The sequence below is a fragment of the Austwickia sp. genome (assembly GCA_016699675.1).
GTDB lineage: Bacteria > Actinomycetota > Actinomycetes > Actinomycetales > Dermatophilaceae > Austwickia.
Genome location: CP064985.1, coordinates 876,318 through 891,786, shown reverse-complemented (window position 1 = coordinate 891,786; position 15,469 = coordinate 876,318). Strand labels below are relative to the sequence as shown.

The 15,469-nt window shown below is 72.6% G+C and carries 16 protein-coding genes and 1 tRNA gene; 8 read left to right on the top strand and 9 right to left on the bottom strand.

Going from position 1 to position 15,469, the window contains the following annotated elements; genetic code table 11:
- Positions 1 to 381: 381 nt before the first annotated feature.
- Positions 382 to 1,914, bottom strand: coding sequence for an amino acid permease (locus IPK37_04190; GenBank protein ID QQS01636.1), 1,533 nt, complete (start codon positions 1,912 to 1,914; stop codon positions 382 to 384).
- A gap of 242 nt (positions 1,915 to 2,156) precedes the next feature.
- On the opposite strand from IPK37_04190, the gene IPK37_04185 reads away from it, so the two are divergent.
- Genes IPK37_04185 through IPK37_04175 form a run of 3 tightly spaced genes read left to right on the top strand, consistent with a single transcriptional unit; the run spans position 2,157 to position 4,902 of the window.
- The gene (locus IPK37_04185; GenBank protein QQS01635.1) at positions 2,157 to 3,281 is read left to right on the top strand and encodes an energy-coupling factor ABC transporter permease; all 1,125 of its coding nucleotides are present in this window, start codon (positions 2,157 to 2,159) and stop codon (positions 3,279 to 3,281) included.
- Between the two features lie 32 nt (positions 3,282 to 3,313).
- A complete protein-coding gene (gene cbiQ, locus IPK37_04180; protein ID QQS02661.1) occupies positions 3,314 to 4,120 on the top strand; it encodes a cobalt ECF transporter T component CbiQ in 807 nt (268 codons plus the stop codon).
- Positions 4,117 to 4,902 carry an ABC transporter ATP-binding protein gene (locus IPK37_04175; GenBank protein ID QQS01634.1) on the top strand — a complete coding sequence of 262 codons (786 nt, stop codon included), beginning with the start codon at positions 4,117 to 4,119 and terminating at the stop codon, positions 4,900 to 4,902. Before cbiQ ends, IPK37_04175 begins: the two co-directional genes overlap by 4 nt.
- A gap of 19 nt (positions 4,903 to 4,921) precedes the next feature.
- On the opposite strand, the gene IPK37_04170 is transcribed toward IPK37_04175, so the two are convergent.
- Positions 4,922 to 5,422, bottom strand: coding sequence for a hypothetical protein (locus IPK37_04170; GenBank protein ID QQS01633.1), 501 nt, complete (start codon positions 5,420 to 5,422; stop codon positions 4,922 to 4,924).
- Positions 5,423 to 5,479: 57 nt separating this feature from the next.
- Here IPK37_04170 and IPK37_04165 point away from each other — a divergent pair, with 57 nt between their 5' ends.
- Entirely contained in the window at positions 5,480 to 5,998 is a 519-nt protein-coding gene (locus IPK37_04165; protein ID QQS01632.1) for a VOC family protein, read from the top strand.
- An 8-nt stretch (positions 5,999 to 6,006) separates the two neighbouring features.
- On the opposite strand, the gene IPK37_04160 is transcribed toward IPK37_04165, so the two are convergent.
- The 5 genes from IPK37_04160 to IPK37_04140 form a co-directional block, all read right to left on the bottom strand.
- Positions 6,007 to 6,834, bottom strand: coding sequence for a PH domain-containing protein (locus IPK37_04160; protein QQS01631.1), 828 nt, complete (start codon positions 6,832 to 6,834; stop codon positions 6,007 to 6,009).
- Positions 6,835 to 6,840: 6 nt separating this feature from the next.
- Entirely contained in the window at positions 6,841 to 7,011 is a 171-nt protein-coding gene (locus tag IPK37_04155) for a hypothetical protein (GenBank protein ID QQS01630.1), read from the bottom strand.
- 128 nt (positions 7,012 to 7,139) lie between these two features.
- Positions 7,140 to 7,928 (bottom strand): ABC transporter permease, encoded by a 789-nt coding sequence (locus IPK37_04150; protein QQS01629.1) that lies wholly within the window; start codon positions 7,926 to 7,928, stop codon positions 7,140 to 7,142.
- Positions 7,925 to 8,869 (bottom strand): ATP-binding cassette domain-containing protein, encoded by a 945-nt coding sequence (locus tag IPK37_04145; GenBank protein QQS01628.1) that lies wholly within the window; start codon positions 8,867 to 8,869, stop codon positions 7,925 to 7,927. The genes IPK37_04150 and IPK37_04145 overlap by 4 nt, the downstream gene beginning before the upstream one ends.
- A gap of 120 nt (positions 8,870 to 8,989) precedes the next feature.
- Complete coding sequence (locus IPK37_04140; protein ID QQS01627.1) at positions 8,990 to 11,671, bottom strand: GNAT family N-acetyltransferase; 2,682 nt, start codon at positions 11,669 to 11,671, stop codon at positions 8,990 to 8,992.
- A gap of 117 nt (positions 11,672 to 11,788) precedes the next feature.
- Between IPK37_04140 and IPK37_04135 the strand changes: the two genes are divergently transcribed.
- Both IPK37_04135 and IPK37_04130 read left to right on the top strand, forming a co-directional pair.
- Positions 11,789 to 12,949: a sensor histidine kinase gene (locus IPK37_04135; GenBank protein ID QQS01626.1), complete on the top strand. Its 1,161-nt coding sequence runs from the start codon at positions 11,789 to 11,791 to the stop codon at positions 12,947 to 12,949.
- Positions 12,946 to 13,680: a response regulator transcription factor gene (locus tag IPK37_04130; protein QQS01625.1), complete on the top strand. Its 735-nt coding sequence runs from the start codon at positions 12,946 to 12,948 to the stop codon at positions 13,678 to 13,680. The genes IPK37_04135 and IPK37_04130 overlap by 4 nt, the downstream gene beginning before the upstream one ends.
- Positions 13,681 to 13,724: 44 nt before the next feature.
- Here IPK37_04130 and upp read toward each other — a convergent pair whose 3' ends face one another.
- A complete protein-coding gene (gene upp, locus IPK37_04125; GenBank protein ID QQS01624.1) occupies positions 13,725 to 14,363 on the bottom strand; it encodes a uracil phosphoribosyltransferase in 639 nt (212 codons plus the stop codon).
- A 118-nt stretch (positions 14,364 to 14,481) separates the two neighbouring features.
- Between upp and IPK37_04120 the strand changes: the two genes are divergently transcribed.
- A complete protein-coding gene (locus IPK37_04120) occupies positions 14,482 to 14,913 on the top strand; it encodes a nucleoside deaminase (protein QQS02660.1) in 432 nt (143 codons plus the stop codon).
- A 57-nt stretch (positions 14,914 to 14,970) separates the two neighbouring features.
- A tRNA-Ser gene (locus IPK37_04115) sits at positions 14,971 to 15,060 on the top strand.
- Positions 15,061 to 15,082: 22 nt separating this feature from the next.
- Here IPK37_04115 and IPK37_04110 read toward each other — a convergent pair.
- Positions 15,083 to 15,418 (bottom strand): hypothetical protein, encoded by a 336-nt coding sequence (locus IPK37_04110; GenBank protein QQS01623.1) that lies wholly within the window; start codon positions 15,416 to 15,418, stop codon positions 15,083 to 15,085.
- Between the last annotated feature and the right edge of the window lie 51 nt (positions 15,419 to 15,469).

Genomic DNA, 15,469 nt, shown 5'->3' with positions numbered 1-15,469 from the left:
CGCCGCAGGCCAGGGCCTGCGGCGGGCCGCCATCGCGGGAAGTGCCCGAGGACGGAGCCGGTTGCGCCCCTGGACGCCCAGAGGCGGCGGCCCCGGTCTGCGAGGTCCCAGGGAGCCTCTCGATGCGATGCATCGACGGACACGTGGTCTCCACACGACGTTCATCACTCTGCCACCTCCGCCCCGCGCCGGCCCGTTTTGCCGCGCGAAACGCAGGGTTCCCCCCACAGCCGGGGACGTTGCCGCCCGAGCAGCATCGAGGCCCCCTCCCTAAGGGGAGGGGGCCTCGACGGTCATCCCTGGCGCGTCACCGCCAGATTGCCGCCCCTGGCGAAGGCGGCCTCTTCACTTTACAGGACGAACGACCAACTGCGACAGCCCTCAGAAGTGGCCGCCGGCGGCCGGGTTGCCGCCGTGGTGCTCGTGGTGGCTGACGTCCTCGTACTCCGCCGAGTGCGCGTGCTTGGCCAGCCGCGAGTTCCGGTAGGAGTAGCCGAAGTAGATGAAGAAGCCGATCGCCATCCAGATGAGGAACCGGAACCAGGTCTCCACCGACAGGTTGAGGGTCAGCCAGAAGCAGGCCAGCGCCGACAGGATCGGCAACACCGGGCTGAACGGCACGGTGAACGAGCGCTTGAGGTCGGGGCGCTTCTTGCGCAGCACCGGCACCGCCAGCGAGACCAGGATGAACGCGGTCAGCGTTCCGATGTTGACCATCTCCTCGAGCTTGCCGATCGGGGTGAACCCGGCGATCAGGGCGACGACGGTGCCGATGGCCACGGTGAGCTTGATCGGCGTGCCGGTCTTGGGGTTCGTCCGGCCCCAGCTCGCGGGGAGCAGCCAGTCGCGGCACATCGCGAAGGTCACGCGGGTGGCGCCGATCATCAGCGTCATGACGACGGTGCACAGACCGGCGACGGCGCCGGCCGCGATCAACGTCGCGTACCCACCCCGCCCCACGTCCTCGAACGCCGTGGCCAGCGCGGCCTTGGGGTTGATGTGGTCGTAGTGCACCATGCCGGTGATGACGAGGGCCACGGCGACGTACAGGATCGTGCAGATGATCAGCGACGCGATGATGCCGATGGGGAGGTCGCGCTGCGGGTTCTCGGCCTCCTCGGCGGTCGTCGCCACGACGTCGAAGCCGATGTAGGCGAAGAACACGATGGAGGCGCCGGCGAAGATGCCGCCCCAACCGTACGTCGTGGGCGAGAAGCCCGAGATCACCTGGATCAGGGGGGCGGTCAGCCAGTTGCCGCCGACCTCGGCCGCGGGCACCGCGTCCGGGATGAACGGGGTGTAGTTGGCCGAGTTGATGTAGCCGAAGCCGGCCACGATGACGAACAGCACGACGAACAGCTTCAGCGCCACGAGCACAAGGTTGACCCGCAGGGACTCCTTGATCCCGTACGCGATCAGCGCCGTCAGCACCACCACCAGCATGAACGCCGGGGCGTCGAAGGTGGCGCCGGGGGCGATGGCTTCGGGCCACGTGACGCCCAGGCGGCCGAGGAAGACCACGAAGTACTGCGACCAGCCCTGCGCCACGACGCTCGCGCCGAGCATCATCTCGAGGAGCAGGTCCCACCCGATGATCCACGCCACCAGCTCACCGAGCGTGGCGTAGGAGAACGTGTACGCGGACCCCGACACCGGCACCGTCGACGCGAACTCCGCGTAGCACAACGCGGCGAGGCCGCAGGCCAGCGCGGCGCCGACGAAGCTGATGACGATGGCGGGACCGGCGTACGCCTGTGCCGCGCGCCCCGTCAGGGTGAAGATGCCGGCACCGATGATGACCCCGATGCCGAACACCGTGAGGTCGACGGCCGTGAGGCGTTTCTTGAGTTGAAACTCGGATTCGTCGGTCTCCGCGATCGATTGCTCGATCGTCTTGGTCCGCATGACGCTCATGCCGGGACCTCCTTGGCTGGACAGGAAGGGAAGATTGGGACGGGTCGGCAGGAGTCGACACGCGCGCAGGCTACCGAAACCCCGGCGTCGCCACCCCGTAACCGGCCGGTAATTGACCCGCCAGTCGGACGGGTGGCTCGGCCAGAGGGTCGAACGGCGCGGGCGCGGTTCCGGGAAAAGCGGACAGCCTGGGGCCTGGGCCAGTTGTTGCGAAGAACTCGCAATAAGACCAGGATGCCCGTATGCACGTACCCGACGGCTTCCTCGACGCCCCCACCTCCCTCGCCACCGGGGCGATCGCCGTCGGCGCGGTCGGATTGTCCCTGCGCCGCAGCGAGGCCGAGCTGCGCCAGTCCGGGCCCGCGCTGGCCGGGCTCACCGCCGCGTTCGTCTTCGCCGCGCAGATGATCAACTTCCCGGTGGGGGCGGGGACGTCTGGGCACCTCCTCGGCGGGGTTCTCGCCGCCTGCCTCGTCGGCCCATGGACCGCGATCCTCGTGATGACCGTGGTCTTCCTCGTCCAGGCCCTCCTCTTCGCCGACGGCGGGCTCACCGCCCTAGGCACGAACGTGCTGGTCATGGGCATCGTCACGGTCCTCGTCGGGTACGGCCTCACGCGCATCCTGCTGCGCGCCCTGCCCCGCCGGCCGCGCTCGGTCGTCCCGGCCGCCGCCGTGGGCGCCGCGATCTCGACGCCCACCGCCGCGCTCGTGTTCACAGCCCTGTACGTCGTGGGCGGCACCGTCGCGATCCCACTGCCCGCCCTGGCCACCGCCATGATCGGTTGGCACCTGTTGATCGGGATCGGGGAGGCGATCATCACCGCCGCCATCCTCGGCGCCGTCGTCGCCACCCGGCCGGACCTCGTGTACGCCGCCCGGGGTGCCCGCCCCGACCTGATCCTGGTGGCCGCGGACGGCACCCGCCGTACGGTCGCCGCCGACGCGACCCCGGCGGGACGCGACGCCACTGCCGGCACGGGGGCGCACCGCGCCGGAGGCGCCGGCACACGCGGCTTCCTCGCCTCCGGCGGGCTGGTCACGCTCATGGTGGCGGGGCTGCTGTCGCTGGCCGCGAGTGGCCACCCCGACGGCCTCGAATACGTGGGGGAGGAGCTCGGCTTCGGCGGATCGGCGCACGAATCCGCCGCGGCCGGGTCCCCCCTCGCCGAGTACGCCCTGCGCGGGCTCGACGGCCCCCTCGCCACCTCGATCGCGGGGGTCATCGGGGTGCTGATCACGCTCGCCCTCGGCGCGGCCGCGCTGTGGCTCGTCGGCCGGCGCCGCGCCCGGAGCCACGCCCGCAGCAACGCCGGCCCGGCCGAAGCAGCCGACGCCGGCCGCGCCTCCGAGCTCTCCCGGCGGTGAGCGGCCCGCACACCCACGGCATCGGCGATGGCCTGGTCGTCCACCGCCACGGCCCGCTGCACGGGCTGCCCGCGCACGGCAAGCTCCTGGCCCTGCTGGGGTTCGCGCTCGTCGTGGTCGCGACCCCCGTTCCTGCCGAGCTGGGTTCGCGGGGCTGGCTGCCCTATCTGGGATACGCCCTCCTGTTACTCGCCGTCGTGATCCTGGCGCAGCTCCCGCCCTCGCTCGTCGCGCGGCGCAGCCTGATCGACGCGCCCTTCCTGCTCTTTGCCGCTTTGATGCCGTTCGTGACCGGCCGGCCCACGGTGCAGCTCGGCCCGTTGGCGCTGTCCGAGGCGGGACTCGTCGGCGGCCTCGCCATCGCGGCGAAGGCCACGCTGGGCGTCGTCGCGGCCGTGGTGCTGGCCGCCACCACGCAGGTCCGCGACCTGCTGGTCGGCCTGGAGCGGCTGCGGCTGCCCGCGCCGTTGGTGGCGATCGCCGCGTTCATGGTCCGCTACGTCTCGGTCGTCGCCGGGGACGCCGCCCGGATGCGGGTGGCGCGGGAGTCCCGGGGGTACGCGGGCGGCCGGGCCGGTCACCTCGCCGCCGTCGCGGGCGGCGTCGGCACGCTGTTCGTGCGCAGCTACGAGCGCGGCGAGCGGGTGCAGCTGGCGATGGCCTCGCGGGGGTACGCCGGGCGGATGCCGCGGCTCGACGAGCTCACGGGGTCGGGGGTGCCTGGTCCGCTCGGGTCCGGCTCGCCCCGCTCGACGTACCGTCGTGACCTCCTGCGCTGCGCGCTGCTTCCGGGGGCCGCCGCGATCGTGCTGGTCGCCGCGAGGATGATGGCCGGGTGAGCGCGACGGGACCAGGCGACGACGTACCCGCGGTGGAGGTCCGGGACCTTGCGTTCGCCTACCCGGACGGGCGGCAGGCGCTTTACGGGGTGACCACCCGGATCGAACCCGGCGAGCGGGTGGCCCTCCTGGGCCCGAACGGCGCAGGGAAGACGACGTTCGTCCTGCACCTCAACGGGATCCTCGGTGCGGTCGCGGGGGGTGCCGGGGCGGGTCGGGTGGCGATCGGGGGACTGCCGGTACGCCGGGAGAACCTGGCCGAGATTCGCCGCCGCGTCGGGATCGTCTTCCAGGACCCCGACGACCAGCTGTTCATGCCGACGGTGCGGGACGACGTGGCGTTCGGTCCCGCGAACCTGGGGCTGCGGGGGGCGGCGCTGGTGGCGGCGGTGGACGACGCGCTCGACCAGGTGGGGATGTCGGAGGTCGCCGATCGGCCGCCGCACCATCTGAGCTTCGGGCAGCGGCGCCGGGTCGCCGTCGCGACCGTGCTGGCGATGAATCCGCAGCTGCTCGTGCTGGACGAGCCGTCGTCGAATCTCGACCCCGCCTCGCGGCGCGAGCTGGCGCAGATCCTGGTCGGGCTCGAGGTGACGACGCTGATGGTCACGCACGACCTGCCGTACGCGTTGCAGCTCTGCCCTCGCGCGCTCCTCATGGACGGCGGCCGGATCGTCGCCGACGGCCCGACTCGGGAGCTGCTGGCCGACACCGAACTGATGGCGGCGCACCGGCTGGAACTGCCGTACGGGTTCGACCCGCTGTCGGTCCCGGGCGCCTGACTGGCGCCTGACTGAGGGCTCAGGCGGCCGAGGACTCGCGCCGGCCGTCGCGCGCCTGGAGCATGTCGAGGACCTCTTGGTTGTGGCTGGACGACGGGATCGGGCCCTCGTAGCTGCGGTCCGCGGCCGCCAACACGTCGGCCAGCGCGTTCATCTGACGGCGCGCCACGCCGGCGTACCGCACCACGCCCTGCCGCAACGTCCAGGACGACATCCAGATGTGGACGTCACTGCCGCCGCCGGGCCGCGCCACGGCCTCCACCGACAGGCCGGGCCGCTCGGGCAGCACGTGCTGGCGGTTGACCGCGCCGTCGCCGGGGGCCGGCTTCCAGTCGGCGTACGCGAACTGCGCCTGGGCCAGGTCCAGCGCCCACTCCGGCGGCATCGCCAGCTCGAGGAAGAGGCCGTCGCGGACGCTCGCCGTACGGTTCTTCCCGACCAGGTGCACCGTCGCCCACAGAATGGCCATCCCCGCGAGCGCGGAGGGGGTCGCGAACAGCATCACCTGTTGAATCGTCACGCCCCCCATTCGGCGTCGTCGCGGGTGAACCTGAGCCCGTGCCTTAATCTGGTGGGCATGGCAGACGTCCGGGGCCTGACCATCGCCCTCAACGCCGGGGACTTCACCGAGGTTCTCGACTTCTATACCCAGGTCTTCGGCCACGGCCCGGACACCGCCCCGCTCGACGATTTCCTGGAGTGGCAGATCTGCCCCGGCGCGTGGCTGCAGATCTCGACCGGCCACGACCGGCCCGGCGCGAACAACGCGCGGGTGCGCCTCGAGGTCGAGCACATCGAGACCGCGGTCAAGCGGCTCACGACGGCGGAGGTCCCGGTGGGGGACATCGTCGTCGTCCAGGACGTCGTCAGCTTCGCGAACTTCTCCGACAACTGGGGCAACGCGCTGGGCTACTACCAGCTGCTCAGCCCTCGCAACATCCTCTCGCCCGAGGAGCGCGCCCGGCGGGACAAGGAGCGGGCCGACGAGGCCGCCCAGGAGAACGCGCTGGACGAGGTGGCCGGGAAGCCTCCGGCCGCGGCGGAGAATCCGCAGCTCCCGCCGACCGGCGCTGGGGTGCCCGGGCAGCAGCTGTAGCCGGGGGCTCAGCCCCAGTAGCCGGTCGAGTCCCGGGGCTGGTCCCGGCGCTCGTCGTCGTCGCGGGTGCCGTCGCTGCGATAGATGTACTCGCCGTCGGGGTTGACCCGGTGCTGCGCCCCCACCGAGGGGTCGGGATGCGGTCGGGCGTAGGCCGGTCCGCGGCCCCGGCCCAAACCGCGGAGCCGATCGCCCCACCGCTGCGCGTCGTCGGGGGACAGGGCGTACCGCTGGGTCGGGTCGTCGTCGGCGGGTCCATCGTCTGAGCCGTCGTCGCGACCGTACTCACCGTCGTCGTCCACGCTTGGGACCTCCGCGTCGACGTCCTTGTGGAAGATCTCGCTGACGATCGCGCGGTAGGCGGGATCCGGGTGCGGGACGTGGTCGATCGTGTGCAGGGCCTGGTCCTGGCCCGCGCTTTCCAGCACGAACGTGCCGTAGCCGAGCACCCACCCCAGCGGGGAGCGGTGATAGCTCATGTCGGTCACCTTGGCGAGCGGCATCATCGCGACCTTGCGGACGAGGAAGCCGTACACCATGAGCAGGCGCCGGTCCGTCGCCACGAACCACGTGCGCCGGTGATCAAAGCTCGCCCAGACCGCGCGCCCCAGCAGCGCGAACCACAGCCACCACAGCACGTCCAGGGGCCGGCCGGCCCGCGGGTCGGCCACGTCGAACGTCAACCACGCCACCAGCAGCAGCGATCCGACCGCCGTCAGCCACGGCTCCGCCACGACGATCCAGTGCCGCCGCACGGCGACGACGCATCGCTCGCCCGAGAGGAGGAAACGCTCGATGGCCCGCGGCCGGTGCCCTACCCCGCCGTTGGCGCCCACGTCAGCTCACCGCTGCAGCACGCGGTCGAAGAAGACGGCGAGGTTGTGGAATCCGTTCGCGATGATGTCCCAGATCGAGCGGACGATGTCGGCGGCGCGGTCTGGCGAGGTGAAGATGGCGTAGATCAGGAAGATCCAGAAGATCCACTGCAGCACCTTCTTGACCTGGGACGGCATCGGGAACTCCGGTCGCTCGTGGGCGGGATGGGCAGAAACGTCCAGTGGCAGCCTAGGTCGTCCTGTCGCCGAACCCCGCGCGCCACACCGCTGGTGGGTGCAGTTACGCTGCCTCCCGCCGAGGGGGCTCAGTCTCGTTCGCGCTGGGCGTCCCGGGCGTAGCCCCAGGCCGCCAGGGCACCGAATGCGACGAACGTCGCCGCCAGCCAGGCAAGCTGCGGCCCGGGGCCCGCGGTCTGCATGCCGTTGAAGTGCCGCACGTCGTCGGCGGGCGCGACGCCGCCCCACACCAGCAGCCCGAAGTGGTACGTCGGGAGCCATGGCGCGGCGTCCCGCAGGAACTGGGGCAGGCTGCTCAGCGAGGTGAAGAATCCTGACACGAACGACAGCGGGAGGAACAGCAGGTTGCCGATCGCGGCCGCCGCCTTCGGGCGCGCCCAGAACGCCAGCGCGAAGCCCATCGGCGCGAACGCCACGACGCCGATGAGCAGCGCCGCGAGGGTGCGCGCCGCCCGCGCCGCGTCGAACGGCACCTTCGCACCCGCGATCGCCAGCGCCCAGACGAGGGCGTAGACCAGAACCGCCAGGACCAGTGCGGAGACGATCTTGGCCGCGAAGTACGCCCACATGGGCATCGGCGTGCACCGCAGCCGCCGCAACCAGCCGCGGCCGCGCTCGCCGGCGACGTCGACGCCGTACGTGAAGATCGCCAGCGACACCACGGCGTACGCGGAGAAGGACGCCACCAGCATCGCCCCCACGTCGGTGCCGCCGGGCAGCAGCGTGCCGGCGTTCGACAGGCCGAACATCGCGTAGAGGATGACGGGGACCCCCGCGACACCGATCACGTACTCCGGCACCCGGACCATCTGCCGCAGCTCCGCCGCGACCTGCGCGCGGAGCTGGGCGGCGTTCATGCCGCGTACCCGATCAGGTGCAGAAACGCCGTCTCCATGTCGGCGTCCCCGACCACCAGCCGGTCTACCCGCGCGCCGCCGCGGAAAAGCGCGCCCACGGCCTGCTCGGGGGCCGTGGAGTCGATGTCGTACCGCGTCAGCCCGTCGGCCGGCCCGTCCGCCAGGCCGTCGGTCAGCCCGTCCGGCGCGATCCCGCCCGTGCCCGACCGGTGCACCGCCACCGTGCCCACCAGCTCCCGCAACCGCGACTCCGGAACGTCCGTGGTGAGGCTGATCCGGCGGGTCGCGACGGCTCCGGCCACGTGGGCCGGCGTGTCGTCGGCGACGACCCGCCCCCGGTGCACGACGACGACCCGGTCGGCGAGCGCCTCGACCTCGCCCATGTGGTGGGACGCGAACAACACGGTGACCCCTTCTGCGGCGTACCCCCGCACCTGCTCCCAGAACGCCCGCCGCGCCTCCACGTCGAGCGCCGCCGTGGGCTCGTCGAGGAACAGCAGGTCGGGGGCGCCGACAATCGCCATCGCGAACGAGAGCCGCTGGCGCTGGCCGCCGGACAGCTGATTCGCCCGGGTGTCCGCCTTCGCGGTCAGGTCGGCCCGGCGCAGGGCCCCGCCGACGTCGACTGCCCGCGGGTAATACGTCGCGACCAGCCCCACGATCTCGGCCACCGTGAGGCTCTGCGGGATGTCGCTGTCCTGCAGCATCGCCCCGACCCGGGCCTTGACCGCCCGGGAGCCGGGCCGCTGCCCGAAGAGGGCCACCTCGCCGGCGTCCGGCCGGCGCATCCCCAGCAGCATCTCGATGAGCGTCGTCTTGCCGGCTCCGTTGGCGCCGAGGATCGCCACGACCTGACCCGCGGGCACTGACAGGTCGATGCCGTCAACGGCGCGGGTGTCGCCGTACGTCTTCCGCAGCCCCCTGGCCTGCACTGTGTCCATGCTTTCGACCGTACGGCGAGGCCGGACGGGGGCGCGCGTGCCTGCCGTCACGACCTGCGACCATGACTTCCGGCACCCCTGCGGGGGCGAGCGCGGTTAGCTCGGGCCAGCAGCCTGCGGCTAGCTCGGGTCGACGTCCGCGACGAACAGGCGGCGGATGTTGCCGTCGGCGCGGTCGTGCGCCGGGGGCGCGACGTGCGCCGCCGCCCACAGCACCGCCACCTTGTCCACGCTGACGATGACCGCGAGTTCCAGGTGGGTGAGCTCCACGAGCGCCTCGTTGAGCTGGCCCAGCCGGTGCAGCAGGTCCTCCAGCGCGGAGACGGCGAGTGCGGGGCTGCCGCCGTACCCCAGCAGCAGCGGCGCCGAACCCAGCCCGCGGACCATGTCGTACGCGTCAAACTCCGTCAGCGGCGGGATCCCGTAGGCGATGTCGCCCAGCAGCTCCGACGCCGGCCCCGACGGGCCCAGCGACAGGATCGGGCCGAAGGAGGGGTCCTCCGTGGTGGCGACGGACATGGGCAGGCCGGGGCCGACCTGCTCCTGCAACACGTACGTCGCGGTCGCCGCCTCCCCGATCTCCTCGGTCAGCGAGCGCCACGCGGCCGCGACCTCGTCGGGGCCGCTGAGCCCCGTGCGCAGGTGCCGCACGAACGGGTGCCGCCGCAGTTGCACGTCGGTGGCCTTCAGGACGAGCGGGCCGGGCAGCTCGCGCGCCACGGCGCGCGCCTGCTCCAGCGTCGAGACCGGTCGGGTGCGGCTCAGGTGCACGCCGTACGTCGCGAGCAAGGCCGTCGTCGCGGCGTTGCCGAGGTCCCCGCCCTCGGGGTGCTCGGCGAGCCAGGCCTCGACGAGCGCCTTGGCGGCGTCCGCGTCGGCGTTTTCCAGCGTCGGCACGGGGGTGACGGGGCGGTGCCGCCACTCGGCGTACTGCACGGCGTGCGCCAGGACCCGCGCGGCGCTCTCGGGGGCGGAGTAGGACGGCACGGAGCCGCGGGCCGTCCCCCCGTTGGCGTCGATGACCCGCAGCGCTTCGGGCACGCCGCGCTCGGCGTGGAACGTCGTGAGCAGCGGCTTGTGGCTCTCCCGGCCGACCGCGGCCATCGCCTCGGCCACGGACTCGTTGCGCTCCTCCAGGGGCGGGGAGTAGACGGCGAAGACCGCGTCCACGGTCGGCCGGTGCATGGCGCCGCGCAGGGCCGCCTCGAACTCGCGACCCGTCGGGGAGACCGGCAGGCGGTGGGTGTGCTCGACGACGAGCCGGGCCCCGACGAGAGCGTCGGCGGCGAGGTTCAGGACCTCGTCGGAGTTCGCGATGAGCGCGACCCGTGGGCCCTCGGGCAGCGGCTGGTAGGCGAGCAGCTGCGCCACGTCGAACATCTCGTCCAGGGTGTCCACGTGGATGAGGCCGGCCTGGCGGAACATCGCGTCCCAGGCCGCCGCGGGCGCCAGCGAGCGGCGCACCCGGTGCCAGGTCGGCGCCCCGCCCAGGGCCGCCCGGCCCGACTTGACCGCGACGACGGGCTTGTTGCGGCCGACCCGGCGGGCGATGCGGGAGAACTTGCGGGGGTTGCCGATCGACTCCAGGTAGAGCAGGACGACGTCGGTGGCCTCGTCCTCCTCCCAGTACTGCAGCAGGTCGTTGCCCGAGACGTCGGCGCGGTTGCCCGCCGAGACGAAGGTCGACAGCCCCAGGCCGCGGCCGGCCACGTTGCGCAGGATCGCCATGCCGAGCGCGCCGGACTGGGAGAAGAACCCGACCCGGCCGGGCAGCGGCATGAGGGGCGACACGGTGGCGTTGAGGGACATCGTCGGGTCGGTGTTGATGACGCCGAGGCCGTTTGGCCCGACGAGCCGCATCCCGTAGCCGCGGGTGATGTCGAGCAGCCGGCGCTGCCGGGCGATGCCCTCGGGGCCCGCCTCGGCGAAGCCGCTCGAGACGACGACGAGGCCGTGCACGCCGTGCCGCGCGCATTCCAGCGCGACGTCGTTCACCTGATCGGCGGGGACGGCGATGATGGCGAGGTCGATGTGGTCGGAGATGTCGGCCAGCCGCCGGTGCGCGGGGATCCCCAGGACCGCGTCGGCCTCGGGGTGCACGACGTACACGCGGCCGGTGAAGCCGCCGACGACGAGGTTGCGCACGAGCCGCTGCCCCATGCTGTGCGGCTGCCGGCTCGCCCCGAAGACCGCGACGCTGCGGGCCGCGAAGAACCGCTGCATGGAGCGGGCCTCGGCGCGGTGCTCCCGCGACCGCATCACGCTGAGCGATGACCGGGTGGGCGCGATGGGGAACTCGAACCGCATGAGCCCCTGCGCGAAACCCTGGCTGATCTGGTAACCCGCCGCGCGGAACGCCCGGAGCATCTGGCCGTTCTCGGGGAGAACCTCGGCCACGAACCGCCGTACGCCGCGCTCCCTTCCGGCCTGGGCGAGGTGCTCGAGCAACAGGGTCCCGACGCCGCGGCCCTGCTGGTCGTCGGGGACCATGAACGCGACCTCGGCCTCGTCGTCGGACATCCGGTCGTAGCCGCCGGTGCCGATCATGTCCTCGCCGAGCGTGGCCACGAGCACGACGCGCTGCAGCTGGTCGGCGTCCGTGAACCGGTGCACCTCATAGTCGGTGAGGGCGTTCTTCGGGGAGAAGAACCGCATGTAGCGCGAGTCCTCACTCATCTTCTCGAACATCGCCACGAGGCGATCGCCGTCGTCCGGGCGGATCGGTCGGATCCGCGCCGTGCCACCGTCGATGAGCAGGACGTCGGCCTCCCAATGGGTGGGGAAGTCATGCGCCAAAGCCATGGCCCGAGCTTGGCACAGCGGCCCGCGCCGACGCGCCGCTCCGCCGGGCAGATTCTGGGTCCGGGCCATGACTTCCGGCACTGACCTGGGCTGCTTGCGGATGTTTACGCTGAAGGCATGAGCACACCGGTGGCGCGCGACCGGGAGATCTCCGACGCGACGCTCGATTACCTCGGTGTCGCGGCCGGTGCGGCGGCCTGGCTGGCCGGGGTCCTGCCGGTGGCCGTGGACGGCTCGGTGGGGGAGCCGCGGGTGGCGGCGTGGCTGGCGACGGCGGTGCTGTTTCTGGTGGTGTTCCTCCTGAACGCCCGGGCCGTGCCGGCGTGGCTCGACCGGCTGCAGGCCGTGGTCCTAGTAACGCTGTTCGGGGTGCTGCTGGTGCTCCAGCCGAGTTATGGCACCAACGGCATCTTTGCGGTCATCGCGATCACCAGCGTCGCCTACGCCGCCTCGACGGTCCTCGCCGGCACGGTCGCCGTGGGGCAGGCCGCCGCGCTCGCGGCGATGATGTACGCCGTCGGCGAGCCGGGTTCGCTGGTGGCGGCGCTGACCTGGGGATTGGCCTACCTGGGCATGCAGCTCTTCGCCCTCGTCATGGTGGCGGCGACCAGCCGCGAATACCTGGCGCGGCAAGACCTCGCCGCCGCGCAGGCGGCGCTGGCCGAGGCCAGCCGCGCCGAGGAGCGGCTGCGGATGGCGCGGGACCTGCACGATCAGGTGGGACACCAGCTCACCGGGCTGGCCCTGCACCTGGAGGCGGCGACCCACCTGGCCGCGGGCACGCCGGCGGCCGAGCCCGTGGAGCGGTGCCGGGTGCTCGCCAAGGACACGCTCGCCGACGTCCGGGCGGTCGTCGCCGGCTGGCGCGGGGAGGCTGGTGCGGACCAAGCCGGTACGTCGTATGACGGCGCCGCCCTGGAGGCTCGGCTGCGGGAGCTGGCCCGCGCGGTGCCGGCGCCCCGCGTCGTGGTCCGGGTGCGGGACCTGCCGGCGCTGTCGGCTGCGGCGTTCGACGCGCTCGTCCGCGCCGCGCAGGAGGCCATCACCAATGCCGCCCGCCACTCCGGGGCGCGCGAGCTGCGGCTCGACGTGATCGGCGAGGACGGCGAGGTCGTGCTGCGGGCCGTCGACGACGGTCGCGGCGCCGGCGAGGTGGTCGCCGGGAACGGGCTGACCGGGATGCGGGAACGGTTCGCGCGGCTGGGCGGGCTGGTCACCGCGACGGGCGCACCGGAGCAGGGGTTTCGCGTGGTCGCGCGGCTGCCGGAGCGGCCGTGAGCGGGGCGCCGGGCGCCGGTGCGGGCGGCGCGGCCGCGGGTGCGGCGGCCGGCGCGGCCGGCGGCGACACGGTCGTCCGCGTCGTCTTGGTGGACGACCAGACGCTGGTGCGGCTCGGCATTCGGCAGCTGCTGGAGCTGGCGCCCGGGATCGAGGTCGTCGGGGAGGCCAGCGACGGGATCGAGGGGCTGGCCGTCATCGGGGCGGCGCGGCCGGACGTCGTGCTGCTCGACCTGCGGATGCCCCGCCTGGATGGGCACGGCGTGCTGGCGGAGCTGGCGAAATGGCCGGAACCGCCACCCGTCCTCGTGCTGACCACGTTCGACGACGACGACGCGGTGCTGGGGGCGCTGCGGGCGGGGGCGCGGGGGTACCTGCTCAAGGACGTCACTCTGGACCAGCTCGTCGAGGCGGTGCGGACCCTGGCGGCCGGCGGACGGCTCGTGCAGCCGGCCGTGACAGCGGCGCTGCTCGATCGGCTGGTCTCCGGGACGGTCGCCCCGTCTGACGAGCAGCCCGCCACGTGGATCGACCCGCACCTGACCGACCGGGAGCTGGACGTGCTGCGCCTGATGGCCGCCGGCTACTCGAACCGGGAGATCGCCGAAGGGCTGCACCTGGCCGAGGGCACTGTGAAGAACCACGTCAGCGCGGTGCTGCTCAAGCTGGGCACCCGGGACCGGACCCGGGCGGTGCTGAAGGCGCTGGAGCTGGGCCTGGTGGCTGGCTGAGCCAGTGGGGGTGCGTTTGAGCTGGTCAGACCACGACGTACGACTTAGACCACGCCGTACAGGCGGTCGCCCGCGTCCCCCAGCCCGGGCACGATGTAACCGTTCTCGTTGAGGTGATCATCGACGGCGCCGACCACGAGCTGGACGGAGACGCCCGTGCCGTCGTACGTCGCCCGCACGTGCTCGATCCCCTCCGGCGCCGCGAGCAGGCACACCGCGGTGACGTCGTCCGCGCCGAGCTGCAGCAGGTAGTCCAGCGCCATCACCAGCGAATGTCCCGTGGCCAGCATGGGGTCGACGAGGTAGCACTGCCGGCCGGTGAGGGTCTTGGGGAGGCGGTTGGCATACGTCGTGACCTCCAGCGTCTCCTCGTCGCGGACCATCCCGAGGAAGCCGACCTCGGCGCTGGGCAGCAGCCGCGTCATGCCCTCGAGCATGCCCAGCCCGGCGCGCAGGATCGGCACGATCACCGGCTTCGGGCTGGCCAGCCGGACCCCCGTCGTGGGGCACAGCGGCGTCTCGATCGGCTTGGGCTCGACGCGGACATCGCGGGTGGCCTCGTAGGCCAGCAGCGTCACCAGTTCCTCCGCGAGCCGCCGGAACGTGGGGCTGTCCGTGTTCTTGTCGCGCAGGTAGGTGAGCTTGTGGTTGATGAGCGGGTGGTCGGCCACGTGGAGGCGCATGGGTGAAACTTAGCGCGTGAGTTCGCCACCCCCTTCGCCGTACGACGCCGCGCGCGGGAGCGAGCCGTACGGCGAGCCGCGGCGCGGCCTCGGCGTCGACGCACGCGACGCGGCGGGCATGGGGCGCGCGCTGGAACTGGCGCGCGGCGCGGTCGCGACCGGCGACGTGCCGATCGGGGCCGTGGTCGTAGATCCGGCCGGGCGGGTCGTGGGGGAGGGCCGCAACGTGCGCGAGGCGTGCGGCGACCCGACCGGTCACGCGGAGATCGTGGCGCTGCGGGCGGCGGCGGGTGCGCTGGGGACCTGGCGCCTGGACGGCTGCAGCCTGGTCGTCACGCTGGAGCCGTGCCCCATGTGCGCGGGGGCCGCCGCGCTGGCGCGGGTGGCCCGGATCGTGCTCGGCGCCTGGGATCCCAAGGCCGGCGCGTGCGGGTCGGTGTGGGACGTGGTGCGCGATCGGCGGGCGCTGCACCGGGTCGAGGTCGTCGGCGGGGTCCGCGAGGCCGAATGCGCCGCGCTACTGGTGGATTTCTTCGGCGAGCGGCGCTGACTGGACCTGCCGGGAACGGATTTCGTGGCCGGTTGCGCCTCTAGTACCCTGGTCCGCGGTGGCGTGTCCGAGCGGCCAAAGGAGCACGCCTCGAAAGCGTGTGTGGGGGCAACTCCACCGTGGGTTCAAATCCCACCGCCACCGCCATAACGTTCCAGCGCTCCGTAGTTCAGGCGCTGACCTGAAGCACCAGCAGTGCGAGCGTGATGGGCATCGCGCCCCAGATGCAGGCCTGGGCGGTCGTGCCCCACAGCTGCAGCGCCTGGTCGGTGTCGGGGCTCGGGGAGCCCACATAGCGGTGCACGGCCAGGTGGTAGCGGCGGAACGCGGCCCAGATCCCGAGCAGCAGCGCGGCCGACGCGGCCCAGGTCGCGCCCGGGCACAGCATCGAGACGACGACGACGGTGCCCAGCCCGAAGGCCAGCGCGAGGTAGCGCTCGTACCGCTGGTACTCCTCGTACACCTCGGAAACCAATGCCGAGCTGTCGGCTGAATTCACGTTCATGGTGGGGTCCTTCCTGCCTGGCTCCCTGTCGGCAGGGCGCCGGTGGACCTG